At 73.1% G+C, this 22509-nt stretch carries 19 protein-coding genes and 1 pseudogene; 6 read left to right on the top strand and 14 right to left on the bottom strand.

Annotation, left to right across the window (positions count from 1 at the left end):
* Positions 1-54 precede the first annotated feature (54 nt).
* Both ACZ3ZE_RS13555 and ACZ3ZE_RS13550 read left to right on the top strand, forming a co-directional pair.
* Positions 55-888 carry a 3-hydroxybutyrate dehydrogenase gene (locus tag ACZ3ZE_RS13555; protein ID WP_361173876.1) on the top strand — a complete coding sequence of 278 codons (834 nt, stop codon included), beginning with the start codon at positions 55-57 and terminating at the stop codon, positions 886-888.
* A gap of 82 nt (positions 889-970) precedes the next feature.
* A complete protein-coding gene (locus ACZ3ZE_RS13550) occupies positions 971-2860 on the top strand; it encodes a helix-turn-helix domain-containing protein (RefSeq protein WP_363291493.1) in 1890 nt (629 codons plus the stop codon).
* Between the two features lie 824 nt (positions 2861-3684).
* On the opposite strand, the gene ACZ3ZE_RS13545 is transcribed toward ACZ3ZE_RS13550, so the two are convergent.
* A complete protein-coding gene (locus ACZ3ZE_RS13545; RefSeq protein WP_467259086.1) occupies positions 3685-4476 on the bottom strand; it encodes a polysaccharide deacetylase family protein in 792 nt (263 codons plus the stop codon).
* A gap of 173 nt (positions 4477-4649) precedes the next feature.
* Between ACZ3ZE_RS13545 and ACZ3ZE_RS13540 the strand changes: the two are divergent.
* The 3 genes and pseudogenes from ACZ3ZE_RS13540 to ACZ3ZE_RS13530 all read left to right on the top strand — a co-directional run.
* Positions 4650-4943, top strand: a pseudogene (locus ACZ3ZE_RS13540) (response regulator); the annotation flags it as partial.
* Positions 4944-5018: 75 nt separating this feature from the next.
* Complete coding sequence (locus ACZ3ZE_RS13535; protein ID WP_467259083.1) at positions 5019-6218, top strand: CaiB/BaiF CoA transferase family protein; 1200 nt, start codon at positions 5019-5021, stop codon at positions 6216-6218.
* Positions 6208-7152, top strand: coding sequence for a PhzF family phenazine biosynthesis protein (locus ACZ3ZE_RS13530; RefSeq protein ID WP_467259080.1), 945 nt, complete (start codon positions 6208-6210; stop codon positions 7150-7152). The genes ACZ3ZE_RS13535 and ACZ3ZE_RS13530 overlap by 11 nt, the downstream gene beginning before the upstream one ends.
* Before the next feature lie 16 nt (positions 7153-7168).
* On the opposite strand, the gene ACZ3ZE_RS13525 is transcribed toward ACZ3ZE_RS13530, so the two are convergent.
* Positions 7169-8050, bottom strand: coding sequence for a LysR family transcriptional regulator (locus ACZ3ZE_RS13525; RefSeq protein ID WP_361173894.1), 882 nt, complete (start codon positions 8048-8050; stop codon positions 7169-7171).
* 69 nt (positions 8051-8119) lie between these two features.
* Between ACZ3ZE_RS13525 and ACZ3ZE_RS13520 the strand changes: the two genes are divergently transcribed.
* Positions 8120-9022 carry an EamA family transporter gene (locus ACZ3ZE_RS13520; protein WP_363291488.1) on the top strand — a complete coding sequence of 301 codons (903 nt, stop codon included), beginning with the start codon at positions 8120-8122 and terminating at the stop codon, positions 9020-9022.
* Positions 9023-9037: 15 nt separating this feature from the next.
* On the opposite strand, the gene ACZ3ZE_RS13515 is transcribed toward ACZ3ZE_RS13520, so the two are convergent.
* The 12 genes from ACZ3ZE_RS13515 to ACZ3ZE_RS13460 all read right to left on the bottom strand — a co-directional run bounded on the left by ACZ3ZE_RS13515 (position 9038) and on the right by ACZ3ZE_RS13460 (position 22465).
* Positions 9038-10225 carry an AI-2E family transporter gene (locus tag ACZ3ZE_RS13515; protein ID WP_363291487.1) on the bottom strand — a complete coding sequence of 396 codons (1188 nt, stop codon included), beginning with the start codon at positions 10223-10225 and terminating at the stop codon, positions 9038-9040.
* A gap of 96 nt (positions 10226-10321) precedes the next feature.
* Positions 10322-10972 carry a LutC/YkgG family protein gene (locus ACZ3ZE_RS13510; protein WP_361173903.1) on the bottom strand — a complete coding sequence of 217 codons (651 nt, stop codon included), beginning with the start codon at positions 10970-10972 and terminating at the stop codon, positions 10322-10324.
* The gene (locus tag ACZ3ZE_RS13505; RefSeq protein WP_467259077.1) at positions 10969-12480 is read right to left on the bottom strand and encodes a lactate utilization protein B; all 1512 of its coding nucleotides are present in this window, start codon (positions 12478-12480) and stop codon (positions 10969-10971) included. The genes ACZ3ZE_RS13510 and ACZ3ZE_RS13505 overlap by 4 nt, the downstream gene beginning before the upstream one ends.
* On the bottom strand, positions 12477-13256 hold the full coding sequence (locus tag ACZ3ZE_RS13500; protein WP_467259074.1) for a (Fe-S)-binding protein: 780 nt from the start codon (positions 13254-13256) through the stop codon (positions 12477-12479). Before ACZ3ZE_RS13500 ends, ACZ3ZE_RS13505 begins: the two co-directional genes overlap by 4 nt.
* 160 nt (positions 13257-13416) lie before the next feature.
* On the bottom strand, positions 13417-14466 hold the full coding sequence (locus tag ACZ3ZE_RS13495) for a methyltransferase (RefSeq protein ID WP_361173912.1): 1050 nt from the start codon (positions 14464-14466) through the stop codon (positions 13417-13419).
* 368 nt (positions 14467-14834) lie between these two features.
* Positions 14835-16187 (bottom strand): MFS transporter, encoded by a 1353-nt coding sequence (locus ACZ3ZE_RS13490; protein WP_361173915.1) that lies wholly within the window; start codon positions 16185-16187, stop codon positions 14835-14837.
* Between the two features lie 120 nt (positions 16188-16307).
* On the bottom strand, positions 16308-17960 hold the full coding sequence (locus tag ACZ3ZE_RS13485) for an FAD-dependent monooxygenase (RefSeq protein ID WP_361173918.1): 1653 nt from the start codon (positions 17958-17960) through the stop codon (positions 16308-16310).
* Positions 17961-18124: 164 nt separating this feature from the next.
* Positions 18125-18808 carry a DsbA family oxidoreductase gene (locus tag ACZ3ZE_RS13480; RefSeq protein WP_467259071.1) on the bottom strand — a complete coding sequence of 228 codons (684 nt, stop codon included), beginning with the start codon at positions 18806-18808 and terminating at the stop codon, positions 18125-18127.
* A 278-nt stretch (positions 18809-19086) separates the two neighbouring features.
* Positions 19087-19635 (bottom strand): cupin domain-containing protein, encoded by a 549-nt coding sequence (locus ACZ3ZE_RS13475; protein ID WP_361173924.1) that lies wholly within the window; start codon positions 19633-19635, stop codon positions 19087-19089.
* Positions 19636-19713: 78 nt separating this feature from the next.
* Positions 19714-20373, bottom strand: a complete 660-nt coding sequence (locus ACZ3ZE_RS13470; protein WP_361173927.1) for an isochorismatase family protein — start codon at positions 20371-20373, stop codon at positions 19714-19716.
* Between the two features lie 56 nt (positions 20374-20429).
* Positions 20430-21236: a 2,3-dihydro-2,3-dihydroxybenzoate dehydrogenase gene (locus ACZ3ZE_RS13465; RefSeq protein ID WP_361173929.1), complete on the bottom strand. Its 807-nt coding sequence runs from the start codon at positions 21234-21236 to the stop codon at positions 20430-20432.
* Positions 21237-21268: 32 nt separating this feature from the next.
* Positions 21269-22465 (bottom strand): FAD-dependent monooxygenase, encoded by a 1197-nt coding sequence (locus ACZ3ZE_RS13460; RefSeq protein ID WP_361173932.1) that lies wholly within the window; start codon positions 22463-22465, stop codon positions 21269-21271.
* Positions 22466-22509 lie beyond the last annotated feature (44 nt).

Here is a 22509-nt window from a genome sequence, read left to right as displayed (position 1 = left end):
CTGTGGGTGGAGAACACATCGGTCGGGGGTGGGGCGGTTCATAGGGTGCGGAGCATGAGCGCCCCCACCACATCAGGTCCCGTACCGGCCCAGGCCCCCGCGCCCGGTCCCGTACCCGGGGCCGTCACCCTCGACCTCTCCGGGCGCACCGCGCTCGTCACCGGCGCCGCCAGCGGCATCGGCCGGGCCTGCGCGCTGCGGCTCGCCGCCGCCGGGGCCCGGGTCAGAGCCGTCGACCGGGCCGCCGAAGGCCTCGACGAACTGGCGGGAGCCGCCCAGGGTCTCGCGGGCGCGGTCGAGCCCCGGCTGCTCGACCTCACCGACCTCGACGCCGCCGAGGCGGCCGCGGCGGGCACCGACATCCTCGTGAACAACGCCGGACTCCAGCTCGTCCGGCCCATCGAGGAGTTCCCCCCGGAGGTCTTCCACACCGTCCTCACCGTGATGCTCGAAGCACCGTTCCGGCTGATCAGGGGCGCGCTGCCGGAGATGTACGCGCGCGGCTGGGGCCGGATCGTCAACATCTCCTCCGTCCACGGGCTCCGCGCCTCGCCCTTCAAGTCGGCCTATGTGGCCGCCAAACACGGTCTGGAGGGCCTCTCCAAGACCGCCGCCCTCGAAGGCGCCCCGCACGGGGTCACCTCCAACTGCGTCAACCCCGGCTATGTGCGCACGCCCCTGGTCGAGCGCCAGATCGCCGACCAGGCCGCCGCCCACGGCATCCCCGCCGAGCGGGTCCTGACCGACGTCCTGCTGAAGGACTCGGCGCTGAAGCGGCTCATCGAACCCGAGGAGGTCGCCGAGGCCGTGGTCTACCTCTGCGCCCCGCAGGCCTCGTTCGTCACGGGCACCTCGCTGGTCCTCGACGGGGGCTGGACGGCCCACTGAGCGCCCGCGCGCCGAGTCCGTTGTCCACAGGCGGTTGTCCAGGGCTGGTGCGACCCCCCGTACGGCAGGTATCCCTGTGACCATGACCCACGAACAGGCCGTCTACCTGGAGCTCCTCGCCCGCGGCGCCGCCACCGAGGCGTACGACCGGCCCGCGCTGCTCGCCCGAGCGAGCGGCGCGGGACCGGAGGAGCTGGCCCAGCTGGAGCAGGCCAAGCAGCTCGCGCTGCGGGTCCGGGCCGAGCTGGAGGGCCGGCGGCGGCGCGAGGCCGAGCTGTCCGCGCTCTTCGAGACCGCCAACGACCTCGCGGGCCTGCGCGACCTCGACGACGTGCTGCGCGCCATCGTCCAGCGCGCCCGCTCCCTGCTCGGCACCGAGGTCGCCTACCTCAGCCTCAACGACCCGGCCCGTGGTGACACCTACATGCGGGTCACCGAAGGCTCCGTCTCCGCCCGCTTCCAGCAGCTCCGGCTCGGCATGGGGGAGGGACTCGGCGGCCTCGTCGCCCAGACCGCCCGGCCGTACGTGACCGACGACTACTTCCACGACGCGCGCTTCCAGCACACCGAGCCCATCGACGGCGCCGTCGGCGACGAGGGCCTGGTCGCCATCCTCGGCGTGCCGCTCACCCTCGGCAGCCAGGTCATCGGCGTCCTCTTCGCCGCCGACCGGCGGGCCAGGGTCTTCGAGCGCGAGCAGGTCGCCCTGCTCGGCTCCTTCGCCGCCCACGCCGCCGTCGCCATCGACACCGCGAACCTGCTCGCCGAGACCCGCTCCGCCCTCGCCGAGCTGGAGCGCGCCAACGACATCATCCGCGAGCACAGCGGCGTCATCGAGCGGGCCTCCGAGGTCCACGACCGGCTCACCGAACTCGTGCTGCGCGGCGGCGGGGTCCACGACGTGGCCGCCGCCGTCTCCGAAGTCCTCGGCGGCACCGTCGAGTTCACCGAGGAGACCGCCCGCCCCGGCCGGATCACCGAGGGCCACGCCACCCGCGACGGCGACGACTGGATCGCCGCCGTCTCCGCCGGCGGCGAGAGCTTCGGCGCCCTCGTCCTGCGCGGCAGCCCCGACATCGACCCCGTCGACCTGCGCACCCTGGAGCGGGCCGCCCTGGTCACCTCGCTGCTGCTGCTCGCCCGCCGCTCCGCCGGCGAGGCCGAACAGCGCGTCCGCGGCGAGCTCCTCGACGACCTCCTCGACGCGCCCGACCGCGACCGGCGACTGCTGCGCGAGCGCGCCGCCCGGCTGCGCGCCGACAGCGACGGGCCCCATGTGGTGCTCGCCGCCCGCATCGACCAGGCGGGCGGCGGAGCCGAGCCGGAGACCGGCGGACGGGAGAGCGCCGACCGCCAGCGGCTGCGCTCCGCCGCCTCCCACCTGGCCGCCACCCGGCACGGCCTCGCCTCCGCCCGCGACGGCGGCACGGTCCTGCTGCTGCCCCTCGGCCCCGGCGAGAGCGCCGCCGAACTGGCCCGGCAGACCGCCCGACACCTCGGCGGAGCCCTCCACGAGCCGGTCACCGTCGGCGCCTCCGCCCCCCTCACGGCCCCGCTCGCCCACCCGGACCGGGTCGCCCCGGCGTACGAGGAGGCCCGCCGCTGCCTCGACGCCCTGCGGCTGCTCCACCGCCAGGGCGAGGGCGCGGCCGCCGAGGACCTCGGCTTCCTCGGCCTGCTGCTCGCCGACACCCGCGACATCGAGGGCTTCGTCGACCGCACCATCGGCCAGGTCGTCGCCTACGACCGGCGCCGGGGCACCGACCTGGTGCGCACCATGGACGCCTACTTCGCGAGCGGGATGAGCCCCGCCCGCACCAAGGACGACCTGCACGTCCACGTGAACACCGTGGCCCAGCGCATCGACCGCATCGGCCGCCTCCTCGGCCCCGACTGGCAGACCCCCGCCCGCGCCCTGGAGATCCAGCTGGCCCTGCGCCTGCACGCCCTCGCGGAGGCCGTCATACGCTGACGGACCCGCTCCGGTCGCCCACGGCGTGCCGCGCGGCCTGCCGCCGGGGGAACGTCGGTGGGGAGCGCGGGCATCGGCGGGTTCCGGTAGGCGTCCACCGCCGTCGCCGCGCCGAGCGGGTACGTCGCGACGAGCCCGGCGGCCACCGCCGCGACGGCCGTGGCCGACCCGGCCGCGAGGAGCCGCAGCCGTATCGCCGTGTCCCGCAGGTCGAGCCGGCCCAGCGCCAGACCGAGCACGAGGAACGGCAGGACCGAGACGGTGTCCTGGGTGCTGCCGCCGAGGCCCCGTCGGGTCCATCGGGTCCGGGACGAGCCCCCACCCGCCGGCCCGCGCGGCGGCGACCTTGAAGACGGGCGCCGCCACCGCGAGCGCGCCCGCGAGCCCGCGCAGCGTCGGCACCCGCAGCCGGGACAGCGGCAGCAGGAGCAGCAGCCACAGCGCGTAGAAGTGCAGGATCTGGACCTCCCAGTCGCCCATGGCGCCGAGCGTCAGACCGAGCAGCAGGAGCAGCCCGGCCCGTACCAGGACGCGGCGGCCGTCGGCGCGCCGGGCGTCCCCGGCACGGGGCCGGTGCCCGCCGGTCATGAGGGCGAGCGAGAGCCCGGCCAGGAGGAAGAAGATCTCGCGCGAGCGGGTGCCGAGGAAGCCGTTGATCCAGAGCACCGATTCGTTCGGAGGCCGCCCCGGCGGAGCGGCGGAGAGCCAGCCGGTGAGGACGAAGTGCGCCCAGACCATGCCGAGGACGGCGAGCAGTCGACCGGCACGCGGGACGGCCGGGGGAGACACGGATTTCACGGAATTCCTTGAGATGAGGGACATGGTCAGCCGGCCTTCGGGAAGCTGAAGGAATAGCCCTGTTCCTTGAACCACGGAAGCAACTGCTCCAGCGCCGCCATGGTCTGCTCGCGATTGCCGCCGCCGTCGTGCATCAGCACGGTCGGGACGGCCCGTACGATCTGGTCGGTACCGGGCCGTTCGTAATCGCTCGGGTCGACGTTCCAGCCGAGGTTCCGCATGCCTTCCGAGGCGGCGATCTGCCGGCTTTCCGGGGTGAAGGCGCCGCCGGGGGCGCGGTAGTACCAGACCCGTTCGCCGCCCGAGGCCGCATCGATCATGGCCTTGGCGTCCAGGACCTCCTTGCGCTGGTAGTCGACCGGCTTCTTGTCCATGGCGGTGTCGTGGCCGATCGAGTGGTCGCACAGCCGGTGCCCGGCGGCGACGACCCGCTTCACCAGGTCGGGGTGGGCGGCGGCGTTGGGCCCCGTCATGCAGAAGACGGCCTTGGCCTCGTATTTCTTCAGGATCTCCAGGGCCTTGGGGGTCCAGCGCGGGTCGGGGCCGTCGTCGAGGGTGAGGTTGACCGTCTTCCCCTCGTCCTCGGAGCCTCGGACGATCGCCATGTCCACCTTCGGGTCCGGCAGCTCCGGCGCGAGCGCCGCGTCGCCGGACCCGGCGGCCGAGGAGTCCGAGGAGTCCGCCGCCTCGGCCGACCCGCCGTCCGGCGCGGGCAGCAGCGTGACCGAGGCCAGGGCCAGGCCGGAGAGGATCGCCCCCGCGATCGTCCTGCCGCGCTTCCGGTCCCGCTTCGTGCATTCCGTTTCGTTCTCGTTCATGCCTTCGACGCAAACACGCCGGAATGCCCGGGACGGAGGCCGTCATCGTTTCGTCACACGACACGAAAAGGCTCGTCATCCGCGTCGAGCACACTGTTCAAGAAATCCGGCGAAATCCGGGGCACGATGGCCCAGGAAAGATCGCGGAGAGGAAAGCGGAGTCACCAGCACCCATGACACGAGTTCTGCTGATCGAGGACGACCTGGCCGTACGGAAGGGGGTCACACTGGCGTTGCGCCGGCGCGGTCACGAGATCGAGACCGCGGCCAGCGGCGAGACCGGACTGCTCGCCCTGGAACGCGCACAGCCCGACCTCGTCCTGCTCGACCTGATGCTGCCGGGGATGAGCGGCCTGGAGGTGTGCCGGCGGATCAGGGAGACACGGCAGATCCCGATCATCGTCCGCGTCCACGAGCAGGACCTGGCCGGCGCCTGGGACCTGCGCTGCGACGCCTCCGGCAGCGCCTACCCGGCGGAGGCGCCGACACCCGCGGCGTAATGTCATGGCTGCGCCAGGACCGTTTCCTCAGGAGGTCACCCCATGACCGCACGCCCCGACGGGCTCCCGCTCTCCGGCATCACCGTCGTCAGCCTCGAACAGGCCGTGGCCGCGCCCTTCGCCACCCGCCAGCTGGCCGACCTCGGCGCCAGGGTGATCAAGGTGGAGCGCCCCGGAGAGGGGGACTTCGCGCGCCGGTACGACACGACCGTGCACGGCGAGTCCAGCTACTTCGTGTGGCTCAACCGGTCGAAGGAGTCCCTCACCCTCGACCTGAAGAGCGAGGCCGGCCGCGAGGTCCTGGAGCGCCTGCTCGAAGGGGCCGACGTGTTCGTGCAGAACCTGGCGCCGGGCGCCGCCGCCCGCATGGGGCTCGGCGCGGAGGCGCTCGCCGAGCGCTTCCCCTCGCTGATCCCCTGCACCGTCTCCGGATACGGGACCAGCGGACCCTGGGCCGACCGCAAGGCATACGACCTGCTGGTGCAGTGCCAGACCGGACTGGTGTCGCTGACCGGGAACGAGCACGGGGCCGCCCGCGCCGGGGTGTCCGTCGCCGACATCGCCGCCGGGATGTACGCCTACAGCGGCATCCTCACCGCCCTGTTCACCCGCGCCACCACGGGCGTGGCCCGCGCCGTCGAGGTGTCGCTCTTCGAGGCGCTCGCCGAATGGATGGGCCAGCCCGCCTACTACACGCGCTTCGGCGGCACCCAGCCCCCGCGCGTCGGCACCCGGCACGCCACCATCGCCCCCTACGGCGCCTTCACCGCCGCCGACGGCAAGGACGTCCTGTTCTCCATCCAGAACGAGCGCGAATGGGCCGCCCTCTGCGAGCGGTTCCTCGGCAGGCCCGGCCTGGTCGACGACCCGCGGTTCGCCACCGGCTCCGACCGCGTCGCCCACCGCGACGAACTGGACGCGCTCGTCGCCGCCCGGTTCGCCGAACTCGACAGCGCGACGGCGGGCAAGCTGCTCGACGAGGCGGGCGTCGCCAACGCCGGGGTCAACGACATCGCCGAGTTCCTGGAGCACCCCGTGCTCAGCGCCCGGGACCGCTGGCGCGAGGTGCCGATCCCCGGCGGCGCCATGGTGCCCGCGCTGCTGCCCCCGGCCGATCTCGCGGGCGTCGATCCCCACATGGGCGCGGTGCCGGCCGTCGGCGAGCACACCGAACGCATCCTCGTGGAACTCGGGTACGAGGCGTCCGACATCGCCCGGATGCGGGCCGGCCATGCCGTCTGAGGGCCTGTCACCAGACCTGCCGGTCAAGCTCGTTCATGCCTGCCGACGCGACGGGACCGGCGGCAGTCCCACCGCCGTCGTCCTGGAGACGGGCCGGCGCGGCGAGCCGATCGACGACGAGGCCCGCCGCCGGGTGCCCGGAGCGTGGGGCGCCTCGCACGCCGTGTACGTCCGCGTGCACGACGAGGATGCCCCCGAACCCACCGTGGACCTGCGCTTCTTCACCGCCGAGGGAGAACTGCCCGCCTGCGGGCACGGCACCGTCGCCGCACTCGTCCTCCTCGCCTCGCGCGCCACGCCGGGGGAGCCGTACCGCGCCACCCTCCGCACCGCCCGGCACGTCCTCCCCGGCCGGGCCCGAGCGGAAGGGGACCAGGGCAGCGGCCTGTTCGACCCCGGCCCCGTCGACCTGCGCGCACCCACCCCCGCCGAACTCGCCCTCGTCCTGCCCGCCCTGGGCCTCGCCCCCGGCGAAGCGGGCCCGGACGTCCAGGTCGCGGGGGTCGGCCGGGAACGGATCCTGGTGCCCGTGGACTCCCGGGCCGCCCTCGCCGCGCTCGCGCCGGACCCCGCCCGGCTGCGCGCCGCCTGCGACCGGCTCGGACTCCTCGGCGCCTACGTCCACTCGCCGCCGTCCCCCTCGGGATCCCTCGCGGCCCGCATGTTCGCGCCCTCCATCGGGGTCCCCGAGGACATCGCCAACGCCAACAGCACCGCCTGCCTCGCCGCCCACCTGGCCACGCGCGGCCACACCGACCTCGCCGTCGACATGGGCGACGCGCTCGGCAGCCCCGCGCGGATCACGGCCACGGTCGTGGACCGGCGGGATGCCGGGGCGGGGGTGGGGGCGGGGGTGGGGGCGGGAGCCGGGGCGGGGGTGTCCCGTCCGGGGCCCCGGATCCTCATCGGCGGCACGGCGCTGATCGAGGGATAGGGGGGAGCCCCGCCCGTCACGCCTCGCGGTAGAGCGCGGTGAGCAGTTCGATGACGGTGGGGGCGGCGGGGTGCGGGTCGTCCCGCCACCAGGCCAGCCGGACCGCGACCGGCTCGGCGTCCCGCACCGGGCGGTACACCACCCCCGGGCGGCGGTACTGGCTCGCGGTCGCCTCCGCGCTCATGCCGATGCGCCGGCCGGTGGAGATCGCGGTGAGCCAGTCGTCCACGTCGAAGGTCTCCTCCGTCGCCGGCCGGGAGTCCGGTGGCCACAGTTCCGGCGTGGTGGTGCCGGTGCGCCGGTCGATCAGCAGCGTGTGACCCGTCAGGTCGGCCAGGCGCACCGAACGGCGCCGGGCCAGCGGATCGTCGGCGGCCATCACGCACAGCCGCCGTTCCAGCCCCACGATCGCGGAGTCGAAACGCCGGTCCTCCAGCGGCCTGCGCAGCACCGCGAGATCGCACGAGCCCTCCGCGAGCCCGGCGGTCGCGGTGTTCACCCGTACCATCTGCAGCTCGCCCTCCGGATGCGCCGCCGCCCACCGGCGCTGGAACGCCGGGGTGTGCCGGCCCAGGGCCGACCAGGCGTAGCCGATCCGGAGCACACGCTGCCCGGACGTGGCCTCCCGGACCAGTTCGTCCGCCTCCGCGAGCACCCGCCGTGCGTGCGCCACCACCCGTATCCCGTTCGCCGTCGGGGTCACCGAGCGCGAGGTGCGCCGCAACAGGCGTACGCCGAGCGCTCGTTCGAGGGAGGCGAGGGTGCGGGAGACGGCCGCCTGGGAGACGCCGAGCGTGAGCGCCGCGTCGGTGAAGGTGCCCTCGTCGACGATCGCCACGAGACAGCGCAGCTGCCGCAGCTCCACACCCGCGCCGCCCGTGCCGTTCCTGTCGTCCATGACTCCAGCGTATAGATCTGACTCGTTCATGCATTTTGCGCAAGGAGGCCCCGCCCCGACGATCTGCTCATGCACTCTGCTCCTGCCGCCGGAACCGCCCCGGCACCGCGCACCGGGCCGACGCCGCGCGCCTCCTCGGCGGGCGTCGCCGCCATGCTCGGCAGCGGTCTGTCCAACCAGATCGGCGCCGCCAGCGGCTCCCTCGCCTTTCCCGTCCTCGGGCCCGTCGGCGTGGTCGCGGTGCGCCAGTACGTCGCCGCCGCCGTCCTGCTGGCCGTCGGGCGGCCCGCGCTGCGCAGTTTCACCTGGCGCCAGTGGCGGCCGGTCGCCCTGCTCGCGGTCGTCTTCGGCACCATGAACCTGTCCCTCTACACCGCCATCGACCGCGTGGGCCTCGGGCTCGCCGTGACCCTGGAGTTCCTCGGGCCGCTCGCCATCGCGCTGGCCGCCACCCGCCGCCGGGTCGACGCGTTCTGCGCGGTTGTGGCGGCGGCCGGGGTCGTCGTCCTCATGCGCCCGCAGCCCACCACCGACTACGTGGGGATGGGCGCGGGGCTGCTCGGGGCGGTGTGCTGGGCCTCGTACATCCTGCTCAACCGCACGGTCGGCAGCCGCGTCCCCGGCGCCCAGGGCAGCGCGGCGGCGGCGCTGCTGTCCGCCGTCATGTTCCTGCCGATCGGGCTCTACGTCGTCCTGCACCACCCGCCGACGTCCGCGTCCCTCGGGTACGCGGTCGCCGCCGGTCTGCTCGCCTCGGCCGTGCCGTACCTGGTGGACCTGTTCACCCTGCGGCACGTGCCGCCCGCCGCCTTCGGGCTCTTCATGAGCGTCAACCCCGTCCTCGCGGCCCTGGTCGGCTGGATCGGCCTCGGCCAGGGCCTCGGCTGGATCGAGGCGGCCGCCATCGGGGCCGTCGTCGGTGCCAACGTACTCAGCATCGCCGCCTCGGGCCGAGGGCGGCCCGGCGCCTGAGTCCGGGGCCGGTCGTCAGGCGTCGGAGGGACCGGCCCCGCCCGGTCCGCCGTCATCCGCCGCGCCAGTGCCACCTGCCCCCGAGCCTCCCGCCCCCGCTCCACCCGCCCCAGCCTCACCCGCTTCCGCTCCACCCGCTTCCGTCCCCTCCACCCCACCCTCCTCGCGCAACGCCGTACGCACCGACCACACCACCGACACCAACGGCACCGCCACCACCGCCCCGAGGATGCCGGCCGCGATCGTTCCCGCGACCACCGAGAGGGCCACCACCAGGGGATGCAGCCGCACGGCCCAGCTCATGACGAGCGGGTGCAGCAGGTGGCCCTCGATCTGGCCGATGATCACGATCAGGGCGATCACGATCGCGGCCACCCACGGGCCCTTCGACGCGAGCGCCACGACGGCCGCCACCGCGAGGGCGACCGGGGAGCCGATCAGCGGGATGAACGCGGCCAGGAACTCCAGCAGCGCCAGCGGCACCGCGAGCGGCACGCCGAGCAGCCACAGGGCGATGCCGACGAGGATCGCGTTGGTAGCGGCGACCAGGACGATCCCGTGGGTGTAGCCGGTGAACGTGCGCCAGGCGGCGAGCCCGCCGACGCCCACCCGGCGGCGCGCGGACGGCGGCAACTGCTCCCGGAACCAGTCCCACTGCCGGTCTCCCGAGTGGATGAAGAACACCGAGCAGAACACCGCGAGGACCAGGGTGGTCAGCACCGCCACCACCTGGTGCGCCCCGCTCAGCGCCTGGCTGACCAGGGTCGACCGGTGACTCGACAGGAAGTCCCCGATCTTGGACTGGACGTCCGTGAGCGCCCGCGGGTTCAGCCGGAAGGGCGGCCGCTGCAGCCAGCGCTCGATCCGGCCGATGCCGTCCCGGAACTCCCGTGCCAGGGTCGCGCTCTCGCCCGCGACGGCCTCGCCGACCAGGGTGAGCGCGCCGAGCACGAGTGCGATGCCGGCGAGCAGGGTGAGGGCCACCGCCAGGGGGCGGGGCAGTTTCCGCGCGACGAGATCGGCGACCGGGCGCAGCAGCGCCGTGATCACCAGGCCGAGGAAGACCGCCACCGCGACCTCGTGGAACCGCCCGAGCACGGAGAACAGGGCGTAGACGAGCGCGCCGACGACCAGCAGCCGCCACGCGTAGGCGGCGGCCGTGCGGAGGAACGGGGCGACCGTGGGCGGTGCGGCTGGCTGCATGACCGACGACGTACCACCGCAGCCGCGCCGCGCCACGCCAGGGAGCGGACATTCGCCCGACCGGGTCGGGCGAATGTCCGCTCCCCGGCACGCGTCCTAGGGCCGGTCGCCGACCAGGACGACCTCCAGGGTGCGCGGGCCGTGCACGCCCTCCACCCGGTCCAGTTCGATGTCGCTGGTCGCCGAAGGACCGGAGATCCAGGTCAGCGGGCGGGTCGGGTCGAGGCGGCCGAGGGCCAGCGGGACGGAGGCGACCACCTGGTCGGGGACGCGCACCACGCAGACGTGGTGGTCCGGGATCAGGGTGATCCGGCGGCGGCCCTGGTCGGCGGAGCCGTCGAGGACCAGGGTGCCGGTCTCGGCGACGGCCACCGCGCAGCCGGTGACCACGCTGTCGATCCGGTCGAGTTCGGCGGGGGTGCTCCCGGCGCGGTCCGGGATCCGTTCGGCGTCGCTCGCCGCGAGCCACCCGGGGTCGAGGCCCGGCGGCACGAGCACGGTCCGCGCGCCCCGTGCCGTCAGCAGTTCGGCGAGGAGCGCCGGGAGTTCCGCGGGCGTGCAGCGGTGCACCAGTGCCCGGTAGTCCGTCAGGTTCTCCGCGAGCAGGTCCACGGTCCGCTCGGGGCTCCGCTCGCCGTGCTGCCGCAGATAGGCGCGCGGGACGGCCTCCTCGTACGGCTCGGGGTCCGCCGGCAGTCCGGCGAGGGCGCGCCGCACCCGGCCGAGGACCCGGTCCCGGCTGCTCATCGTGTCTCCTCACGGTCCTGCGGGGTGCCACCGTCGTTCCGGCCGCCGTTCGTCCGCTCCCACCAGTCGCGGAACGGCTCCGCCGGCACCGGCGGCAGGTCCCGGGTGGCGCTCCAGGCCCGCCCGGGGCCGGGCAGCGTCCGGGGGTGGAGCCACCGGGTGCGGGCGGCGAGCCGCTGGCCGGTGCGCAGCACGCCCGGCCGGCCGAACGCCCAGCGGGCCGCGCGCATCGCCGCCCGTTCGGCGGCGTGGCCCTTCGCCGGACGCAGCACCACCTTGTTGCCCGCGCGGGTCGCCGGACCGCCCTGGGCGACGCGTTCGCGCAGGTGGACGAGGACCTCCGGGATGTCGATGGCGACCGGGCAGACCTCGTAGCAGGCGCCGCACAAGGTGGAGGCGTACGGCAGGGAGGCGTCGATCTCGCTCGCCGTCCCGCGCAGCTGGGGGCTGAGGATGGCGCCGATGGGCCCCGGGTAGACCGAGCCGTACGCGTGCCCGCCGGCCCGCTCGTACACCGGGCAGACGTTGAGGCAGGCCGAGCAGCGGATGCAGCGCAGCGCCTGTCGGCCCACGTCGTCGGCGAGGGTGTCGGTGCGCCCGTTGTCGAGCAGCACCAGATGGAAGGCGCGCGGCCCGTCGCCGTCGCTCGTGCCGGTCCACAGGGAGGTGTACGGGTTCATCCGCTCGGCGGTCGAGGAGCGCGGCAGGGTCTGGAGGAACACCTCCAGGTCGCGCCAGGTCGGGATCGTCTTCTCGATGCCGACGACCGAGATGAGCGTCTCGGGCAGGGTCAGGCACATCCGGCCGTTGCCCTCGGACTCGACGACGACCAGCGTGCCGGTCTCGGCGACCATGAAGTTGGCGCCGGAGATGCCGACCTTGGCCCGCAGGAACTTCTCCCGCAGGTGGAGCCGGGCCGCCTCGGCCAGCTCGGCGGGGGAGTCGGTGAGGCCCTCGGGCGCCGGGCGGCCCCATTCCTTCATCTCGGAGCGGAACACGTCCCGGATCTCGCCGCGGTTGCGGTGGATGGCGGGGACGAGGATGTGCGAGGGCCGGTCGTCGCCCAACTGCACGATCAGTTCGGCGAGATCGGTCTCGTAGGCGCGGATGCCCTCGGCCTCCAGGGCCTCGTTGAGGCCGATCTCCTGGGTGGCCATCGACTTGACCTTGACGACCTCAGACTCGCCGGTGGCCTTCACCAGGCCGGTGACGATCCGGTTGGCCTCCGCCGCGTCCGCCGCCCAGTGCACCGTGCCTCCGGCGGCCGTCACCGCCTCCTCCAACCGCAGCAGGTAGTGGTCCAGATGGCGCAGCGTGTGGTCCTTGATGCGCCGGCCGGCCTCCCGCAGCTCCGCCCAGTCCGCGAGCTCCGCGACGGCGGCGGCCCGCTTGGCGCGGATCGTGTGGGTGGCGTGCCGCAGATTGCCGCGCAGCCGCTCGTCGGCCATGGCCTCGCGCGCCGCCTCGGGGAACGCCGGCATGCCGACGAAGGTGCCTTGTCCGCTCATGCCAAGGGCTCCTCTTCCGTGCTCGCCAGGATCTCCGCGATGTGCACCGCCCGCAGCCCGGTCCGCAGCCCCGGCCCCGACCCCGTTCGCAGGCGCGCCATCGTCCCTCCGAGGTGCATCAGACACGAGTTGTCGGCCGCGCACAGCACCTCCGCGCCGGTGGACTCGGCGCTGCGCACCTTGTCCGCGCCCATCGCCGCCGAGACGTCCGGGTTCTTCAGGGCGAAGGTGCCGCCGAAGCCGCAGCACTCCTCGGCACCCGGCAGCTCCCGCAGGTCGATCCCCTTCACCGCCCGCAGCAGCCGCAGCGGACGGTCGCCGAGCCCGAGGCCGCGCAGCCCGTGACACGTGGGGTGGTACGTGACCGGGTGCGGGTAGTGGGCGCCGACGTCCGTCACCCCCAGCACGTCGACGAGGAACTCCGTCAGCTCGTACGTCCTCGGCACCACGGGCGCCAGGACCGTGGCCAGCTCGTCCCCGCGCCCCTCCGACCGGGCCCGCTCGCCCAGCCGCGGATACAGCTCCCGCACCATCGCCCCGCACGAACCGGAGGGCGTCACGATCGCCTCGTAACCGCCGAAGACCTCCGCGAAGCGCCGCGCGAGCGGTTCGGCCTCGTGCCGGTAGCCGGTGTTGTAGTGGGCCTGCCCGCAGCAGGTCTGCCCCTGCGGGAAGTCGACGTCGACGCCGAGGCGGGTCAGCAGCCGCACCACGGCACGGCCGGTGTCCGGGTAGAGCGTGTCGTTGACACAGGTCAGGAACAGGGCGACACGCATCGCGGCTCCTTCGGGAAGGTCGGGGGCGGCGGGGGCTTGCACCAACTGGTGATCACCCTAGACAGCACGCCCCCTTGCCTGCCCCCGGAGACGCAGAACGCCCGCTTCCCCGGGAGAGAACGGGAAGCGGGCGTTCTGGGTCAGACGTGGGCCGGGCGGATCAGCGCTTGGTGCCCTTGATGACGATGTCGCCGATGCCGACGTGGAGGCGGCCGCTCGCCTCGAAGCCGAACTCGGCGGCCCACTCCTCGTACTCCTTGGGCGTGTAGACCATGCCCTCGCCCGACGCGATGGTCAGGAAGTACGCGGACAGGGCGGCCGCCACGTCCGGGCCGGTCTCGTCGTCGTGGGCCAGCGGGGTGGCCACGAACAGGCCGGCGCCGGGCTCGACGGCGCGGGCCGCCTTGGCGATGAGCTCCTTGTTGCGGTCCGCCGACCAGATCTCCAGGAAGTGGCCGAAGAGGACGGCGTCGCAGCCCTTGGGGAACTCGTCCTTGAAGACGTCGAGGCCGACGGCGCGGACCCGGTCGCTCAGGCCGAGCGAGGCGATCTTCTGGTTGGCGCGCTCCGCCACGGTGGGCAGGTCGGCGATGGTGATCTGCAGGTGCGGCCAGCGGCGCGCCAGGTGCGTCGCGTTGACGGCCGTACCGCCGCCGATGTCCAGCAGGTGGGTGTAGCCGGACAGGTCCAGCTCCTGCACGAGCTCCTCGGCCATGACACGGCTCACGGAGCCCATCATGTTGTGGAACACGGTCTCCTTCGCCGGGTCCAGCGCGAGGCGGCCGTACAGCGTCGGGGAGTCGCCCGGGACCTCCTTCTGGAGGCCGACGTTGCTGTACTCCTTCAGCGACTCGTAGAACCAGAACATCGGCCGGTAGTTGATCTGCTGCTCCCACGGCACGAACGCGGCCGGGATGTCGTCCAGCTTGCCGGCCAGCGGCTCGGAGACCGCCGTGTTGTAGTAGCGGTCGTCCTCCTTGCGCAGCAGGCCGGCGCTGGTGCAGCCGAGCAGCAGGATGCGGGCCGGCTGCTCCTGGATGCCCAGCCGGTCGGCGACGTCCTTCCGGGTGAGGCCGGGCTCGCGCCCCAGCACCTCGAAGAGGCCGAACTGGCAGGCGGCGCTCAGGTACTGGAACCTGTAGTGCCCGTAGAAGAGCTCACGCAGCGGCTCGATGGAACCGGTCGAGGGGTCGATCGAAGTGTCCGACATTGTATTTCGCTCCCAGATTCAGTGCGTGGTGAATACCCGGTCGGGCGAGGTCTTTTCGGGCCGGCCGCTCAGCGGAGGCGTGAATACAGGCTGTCGCACGGGGAGTTGTGGAGCATCACGTATTCATGCGATCTGCGAAAGGGCCCGGTGGGGCGGGTTAATGGACTCTCGTGATGCCCGGGAACGGCACGGGAACGGTCCGGGAACGGGTGAATTTCGGTAGCACGCGTACCGGGGGATCCCTTTTGAATCGCCTTTGTGGTAGGGCGCGTCGGGCAGGCGCCGCCGTACCCGGGCATACGCGAACGCGCCCCCTGTCGACGGCGGGAAGCCGTCGGCAGGGGGCGCGCCCGGGAAGCCGGAACGGGTCAGGCGTTCTCCTTCTTCGGCACCGCCAGGCTGACCAGCGCGATGCCCACGGCGATCCCCGCCGCGCAGAGGAAGACCAGGTCGTAGCCGGAGGCCACGGCCTCCGCCTTGGAGGTGCCCGCGGCCGCGTCGGCGGCCTTGGCGCCGGCGGCCGTCGCGAGCACCGCCAGACCGATCGAACCGCCCACCTGGCTCGCCGTGTTGGCGAGACCGCCGACGATGCCCGCGTACTCCTCGGGAGCGCCCGCGGTCGACGCGGCCATGAGGGTGGGGAAGGTCAGACCGATGCCGACCGAGATGAGCAGCGTCGGGCCGAGCACGCTCGCCGCGTAGCCGCTGCCGGGGCCGGCCGCGGACAGCCACAGGAAGCCCGCCACGAAGCAGGCGCTGCCGGCCAGGATCAGCGGACGCACACCGACCTTCGGCAGCCAGGCCGAGGCGTAGCGGGCGACCACCATGAAGCCGACGGCGGCGGGCGTCTGGCCGAGACCGGCCTGGAGCGCGGTGAAGCCGAGGACGTTCTGCAGGAAGAGCGCCGTGAAGTACCACATCGCGATGGCGATCCCGCCGAACAGCAGCAGCATCGCGTTGCCGGTGGCGATGCCCCGGTTCCTGAACAGCTTCAGGGGAACCATCGGGTGCGCGACCTTCGTCTCCACCACCAGGAAGGCGAGCAGCAGGACCAGGCCCACCACGATCGGTCCGACGACCAGGGGGTCGCCCCAGCCGTGGTCCGCGATGTGCATGACGCCGAAGACCACCGCGGCCAGGCCGAGGGTGCCGGTGAGGGCGCCCAGGAGGTCGAGGGACTCGCGGCGGGCGTTGCGCGCGGCGGACAGCTGCGTGAGCGCCACGGTGATGAGCAGCGCGCCGATGGGCACGTTGATCAGGAAGACCCAGCGCCAGGACAGACCGGTCGTGAACGCACCGCCGACGATCGCGCCGGCCAGACCGCCCACGCCGCCCGAGGACGCCCAGGCGCCGAACGCCTTGGCCCGCTCACCCGGCTCGGTGAAGACCGTGTTGATGACCGCCAGCGTCGACGGAGCCATCATCGCGGCGCCGACACCCTGCACCACACGCGCCGCCACGAGGACCTCGGAGGCGGACGCGAGACCGCCGACGAGGCTCGACAGCGAGAACACGACCAGACCCGCGGTCAGCATCCGGCGCGGACCGAACAGGTCGGCCGCGCGTCCGCCGAGCAGCATGATGCCGGCGAAGGTGAGCAGATAGCCGTTCACCACCCAGGCCAGACCGGTGTCGGTGAAGCCGAGGTCCTCGCGGACCGACGGCAGGGCGACATTCACGATGGACGAGTCCAGGATCACCATGAACTGACAGGCGCACACCAGCGCCAGGATCAGCCAGGCCCGTCCATTCGCCGTTCCCGCGTCGCTGCGGGTGGTATTGCTTTTCTCAAACTGTTCGGTCGCCACTGACGCCTCCATAAAACGAATCTGCAATGCCCGTCACGAGTTCGCCGCCCCTGTCGGCGGCGCTTCGTCACTCGCTGCGCCCCTCACCCGGTCGATGACGGCGGCCGGGTCGGCGGGGGAGCGGTCCCCGCGCCAGGCGATGTGCTGGTCCGGGCGTACCAGCGCCAGGTCGCAGGCCCACAGGTCCCGCACCCGGTCGTCCTTCACCACGAGGTGGGTGAGCGGCAGTCCGGCCGCCTCGGCCGCGGCCAGCAGCGCGTCGGCCTGCCCCTCACCCACCGTGTCGACCAGCGTGAACTCGCGGCCGAACCGGTCGAAGAGCTGCTCGCCGTCCTCCAGCACCAGGCTCGGCGGGCGGGAGCCCGGCCAGGTGCTGGGGACGTACCGCAGCGGGTCGGAGGGCGGCTCGCTGGTCCCGTCGGCCCAGACGATGGGCGATCCGGCGTACCGGTAGTCCAGGTAGATGCCCTCGTACGTGTTCTCGCCCGGCTGCGCGGCGAGGAAGCGGCCCTGCTCCGCGGGCGTCGCGCCCTCCGCGCCGAGCCGCATGAACCGGAAGTGCACGTCGAGGTGGCGGCGCGACATGGTCATGTTGCGCAGGCCGACCGGGCGCCGCTCCGCCTCGTAGCTGTCGAGCAGCCGGGACCCGCCGAACCCGTTGAGCACCGCGGCCAGCTTCCAGCCCAGGTCGACCGCGTCGCCGGCGCCGGTGTTCATGCCGTGGCTGCCGGAGGGGAACATCTGGTGCGCGGCGTCACCGGCGAGGAACACCCGGCCGGAGCGGTAGCCGTCGGCGATCAGGTACTTCGGCGTCCAGCGCGAGGTGACGTGCACTTCGTCGATGTCCAGGTCGATGTTGAGCTGGGCACGGATCCAGGCCGCCGGATCGGCGGGCGGCGGATCGAAGTCCTCCTGGCGCATCGAGTGCAGAGCCCAGGTGCCGGCCTCGTCGAGCGAGATGATGACGTAGCGGTTGGTGAAGTAGTGCCAGAAGTAGCCGTGCCGGAACAGGCTCTCGCTGTCGGAGCTGCGGAAGGTCACGGAGTAGGCGGCCGGCAGGTCGTGGACCTCGCCGCCCTCGCCGTCCGCGATGCCGCCGTTGGTCAGCGGGATCCCGACGGCCCGACGGACGGCGCTGCCGGCGCCGTCACAGGCCGCGACGTACCGAGAGCGCACCGTGCGGGTGGTGTCGGCGTCCAGGTCGCGGAAGGTGCTGGTGACACCGTCGGCGTCCTGCTGGAGCGACTCGAAGCGCCAGAGGTTGCGCACGTCGATCAGGGGGTGACGACGGCAGTGGTCGAGAAGGACCGGCTCCAGGTCGGCCTGGGAGACGCGCTGGTACGGCTGGCTGGGCTGCCCGCCGTCCTCGTTCTCCCGGATCTGCCGCCACTTCTCCTCGACGGAGGGCTGCTGCCAGACGGCGAGCCGCTCGGCGTCGAGACCGGTCGACCAGAGCACGTCGAAGGGGTACTCGGCGGGGACGCCCGCCCTGCGGATGTCGTCCGCCACCCCGAGCCTGGCGTGGTGCTCCATGGTCCTGGGGTTGGTGAACTCCATCTTGGGATGCACGGTCGGGCCGGCGTTCTGCTCGGCGAGCACACAGGCCACACCGTGGTGGGCCAGTTCCAGTGCTGTCATCATCCCGACCGGTCCTGCACCGACCACGACTACGGGGACGTTCTCCATAGCTCCTCACCCTCCGCTGCCCTCGGTGACATACGCAGCATCCCCCTCCGGGGGCGCGTACACATCACGTGTTCGTGGGATCTTGATCGACGACGGGAACCGGCCGGTCAGCCATGCGGAATCGCGTCAACCGGTCGGTCCGTCACAAGGCCGGAACGGCCCGTTCAGCCCTTCGCGCCGAGCAGCGTCGCCGCCCAGTCGCGGCTGTACTCCTCCAGCACCGGGAAACCGCCCTCCGGCGGGGGGACCTCCTTCGACCAGTGGTAGCGGGCGCCCGGGTTGTGCACCGGCTGCCCGTCGGTGCCGAACAGGGTGGGGCTGCCCTGCACCGAGGTGCGCTTGGCCTCCTCCCAGTCCCGGTGGATCTCGGCCCGGCCCCGGCCCTCGGCCATGGCCCGCGCCAGGCCGTCGGTGTCCACGAGCGGGCAGCTGTCGGCGGCCTCCAGGATCACCGCGGGGATGCTCACGCAGCGGCTCTCCACGAGGAAGGCGCGGCGCAGCGCCGTGTCGAGCTGGTCGCTGCCGGCCAGACCGCCCACGGCCGGGTCCTTGGCGGCCTGCACGGCCTCCATAGCGGGGAGCATCGTGACCGGGTACGTGGAGTCCGGGGCGTGCCACAGCCGCCAGCCCAGCTCCGGCAGCCGGCCGGCGACGGCGACGATCTCGCTGTCGATGATGTGCTTCGGCGTGGCCATCTTGTTGAAGAGTTCGAGCGGGAACGCCCGGTGGTCGACCAGCAGCTCCACGTCGAGGCGGAGCGCCTCGGAATGCAGGGTGTCCAGGGCGAGAGCCGCCCAGGGACAGCTCAGGTCCGACCAGACGGTCAGGGTGACGGGTGCGTCGGGCACGGGATCGGGCCTCCGGTGTCGGGGTGGGTGGGGAAAGGGCGAGCGAGGGTGTGCGTGGTGTGCGTGGCGCACGTGGCGTGCTTGGCGCGCGTGCTGTGCGTGGCGTGCGTACGGGCATGGCGTGCGTGGCGTGCGTGGCGTGCGTACGGCATGGCGTGAACACGGCATTCCGTGGGCCGGTGGCCGTGCGCGGGCAGCACCGCGGGCCGGTCCCCGTCGGGGGACCGGCCCTCAGCGCTCCGCGGCCGGAACCGTACGGCCACGGCCCGGCGGCCGGGTCACATGTCCGAGGGAGCCCGGACCGCCGGCGTCAGCTGCTCGGTGTGGTTCCTGCGGCGGATCTCCTCGACCGCGCGGCGCAGGTCCTCCTCGTCCTTCGGGGGCGAGGCGAGCAGGTCGGCGATCTCCTGCTGGTAGTTCTCGTGCCCGGCCGGCGTGCCGACCAGCAGGAAGCGCATCTTGACGTCGCCGGGGTTGCGGAAGCCGTGCGGGGTGCCCTTCGGCACGTACAGCACCGTGCCGGGGGTCGCGCGGGTCACCTTCTGGCCGGTCTTGGACTCCCACTGGGTCCACGAGCCGGGCTCGGAGGTGATCACCTTGGGCTGGAAGGCGAAGAACTCCACCTCGCCCTCGAGGACGTAGAAGATCTCCTCGTGGGTGGAGTGGCTGTGCGCGCCGACGTCGAAGCCCGGCGCGAACTCGCACTCGACGGCCAGCAGGTTCGGGGTGGTCTCCTGCCCGACCTTGAGGTTCACCTGGTGGCCGATCGGCCGGCCCTCACCGGGCCCCAGCGTGAATCCGTCGGTGATCTCGCTGATGAAGGTCATGACTGCTTTCCTCTCGTATCGTTCCGGGCGCGGCCGGCCGTGACCGAAACGTCACCTTCAGCTTCCTGGGGCCGCCCGCTAGGCCACATCACGTGTTCCTGGGATCCCGATCGCCTCGACCACCTGCGACGTGGTCAGCACCGCCGCGCAGCGGTCGGCGGCCTGGCCCAGCGCCTGCCGGTGCTCCGCCGGGCCGAAGTCCGCCAGGGCGTCCGCGACCAGGAAGGGCTGGATGTCGTGGGCGAAGGCGTCGTACGCGGTGGCCAGGCAGCCGATGTGGGCGTAGACCCCGACCACGATCAGCTGGTCCCGTCCCCGGTCCCGCATCAGCTCGGTGAGCGGGGTGCGGTGGAAGGCGCTGTAGCGCCACTTCGTCAGCACCGTGTCATCACCGGTCGGCGCGATCTCCGGCAGCAGCTCCCGGTCCTCCGGGGCGCTGCTCATGCCCGGCCCCCAGAAGTCGGCGAGCAGCCCGCGCTGGCGCGGGTCCATGTCCCCGGGCTGGGCCGTGTAGGCGACCGGGATGCCCAGCGCGCGTGCCGTGTCCAGGAGCAGGCGCACATGGGTCAGGAGCGGGCCCGCGGGCTCGGCCGTGCGGTCGAACGGGGCCAGGAAGTAGCGCTGCATGTCGTGGACGAGCAGCACCGCCCGGTCGGCCGACGGCAGCCAGGACACCCGGTTCCGCGGCAGCTCGCTCTCGGTCGGGAGCGGATAGGGCGGAATCGGCGGGATCGCCATCTCGATTCTCCTTCGTGGGCGGACGACGGCGGGAGGACGGCGGCGGGCGTCGGCGGTCAGCCGAGCGCCGCGCCGCCGTCGACGTACAGGTCCTGCAGGGTGATGTGGGAGGCCTGGTCGGAGAGCAGGAACAGGACGGCCTGCGCGACCTGTTCGGCGGTGCCGACGCGCCCGAGCGGTATCCCGACCCGGAACGCCTCCAGGGAGCCCTTCACCGTGGCGTCGTTCGCCCCGTCGCCGGCCGCGTCCCACATGTCCCGCAGCATCGGGGTGTCGGTGGAGCCGGGGGAGACCACGTTGCAGCGCACGCCCCGGCCGGCGAGTTCGAGCCCGAGGCACTTGGTGAGCATCGAGGACGCCGCCTTGGACGCGGCGTACGCGCCCATCCCCACACGCGGCACGCCGCCCGCGTTGGAGGCGACGGTCACGACCGCCCCCCTGCCGCGGCCGGCCATCCGGCCGGCGACGGAGCGGGAGACCGCGAACACCCCGCGCACGTTGACGCCGAAGACCTCGTCCCACGCCTCGTCGGCGAGGTCGAGGACGGCGCCGGTACGGAGCACCCCGGCCACGTTCACCAGGAGGTCCACCGGGCCGAGCTCACGCTCCACCCGCTCCGCCGCCGCCTCGACCGCGGCGCTGTCGCGGACGTCCACACACATGGCCGTGTTCTTGACACCGGCGGCGTCGAGTTCGGCGGCCACGTCGGTGACCGGCTCCGGCGCCGCGTCCCACAGCGCCACCTGGGCGCCGTGCACCCCGAGCAGCCGGGCGACGGCCGCGCCGATGCCCTGGCCCGCACCCGTCACCACGGCGACGCGACCGCTGATCCCCTCCGTACCGGTGGACAACACCGTGCTCATTGGCTCCCCCTGCCTCGTTGATGGTGTTTCGCTTACTCCTGAACGGTGGCCTCGGCCGCCTCGGCGACGGCGTCGTACCCGAACAGCCAGGCCCGTTGGCGCAGCCCGAAGTCCGTGTCCATGGCGGCGTCCCGCTCGCGCTGCCGGTCGCCGTCCTCGACGTGGTGGTTGCGCTCGTTCTCCCGGATGAAGCGGTGGACCTGCTCGGCGCGCGGCCTGCGCAGCCCCTCGTAGCGGCGCAGCGCGTCGGGGACCGTCTTGGCGGTGGCGTCCTTGAGGCAGACGGCCAGGGCCAGCGCGTCCTCCAGGCCCAACGCGGCACCCTGGGCCCCGAAGGGCAGCATCGGGTGCGCGGCGTCGCCGATCAGGGTCACCCGGTCGGTGCTCCACTTCTCCACCGGGTCGCGGTCGTACAGCGCCCAGCGCGTCACGCTCTGCGCGGCGGACAGCAGCGACACCAGCTCCGGCGCCCAGCCCGCGTAGGCGTCGAGCAGCTCCTGCGGGGAGCCCTCGGCCGACCAGGACTCCCGCCGCCACTCGCCCGCCGGGGCGGTCGCGGCGATGCTGACAGAGCGGCCGCCCGAGATCGGGTAGGCCACGCAGTGCTGGCCGGGTCCCATCCAGATGGAGACGTGCGGCCGTTCCGCCGCCGGCCAGGCCGCCGCCGGGACGACGGCCCGGTAGATCGACTGCCCGGAGAACCGCGGCTCGTCGCCGACGGTCCGCCCGCGGATGGCCGAGCGGATGCCGTCGGCACCGATGACGACATCCGCCCGGAACTCGAAGCCGTCGGCGAACCGCAGCACCACCTCGTCGTCCAGCTCGTCGATCTCCACGCACTCCATGCCCAGGTGCAGGGCGGACTCCGGGAGTTGCTCCACCAGGGCGCTGTGCAGCCCGGCCCGGTGCAGGGCCAGGTAGGGCGCCCCGTACATGTCCGTACAGGCCTCGCCGAGGACGGTCCGGGCCAGCGTTCCGCCGTCGGCCCAGTTGCGTACGTCGATCGACTCCGGCCGCACACCGGTCCGGTCCAGGCTGCGGCCGATCCCGAGGGCCAGCAGCAGCCGCGAACCGTTGGGCGAGATCTGGATCCCGGCGCCGATCTCACGCAGGTGCCGGGTGCGTTCGAACACGTCGCAGGTGAGACCACGCTTGGACAGGGCCACCGCGAGCGCGACCCCGGCGATACCAGCGCCGACAATGGCGATTCTTGGGGGTACCTCCGCCATGCGCTGCTCTCCTTTCATGCCTCCCGTGCCGCCCGTGACAGCCG

It is taken from the genome of Streptomyces sp. NPDC023157, assembly GCF_055560575.1.
This window is presented reverse-complemented; position numbering and strand designations above follow the sequence as displayed.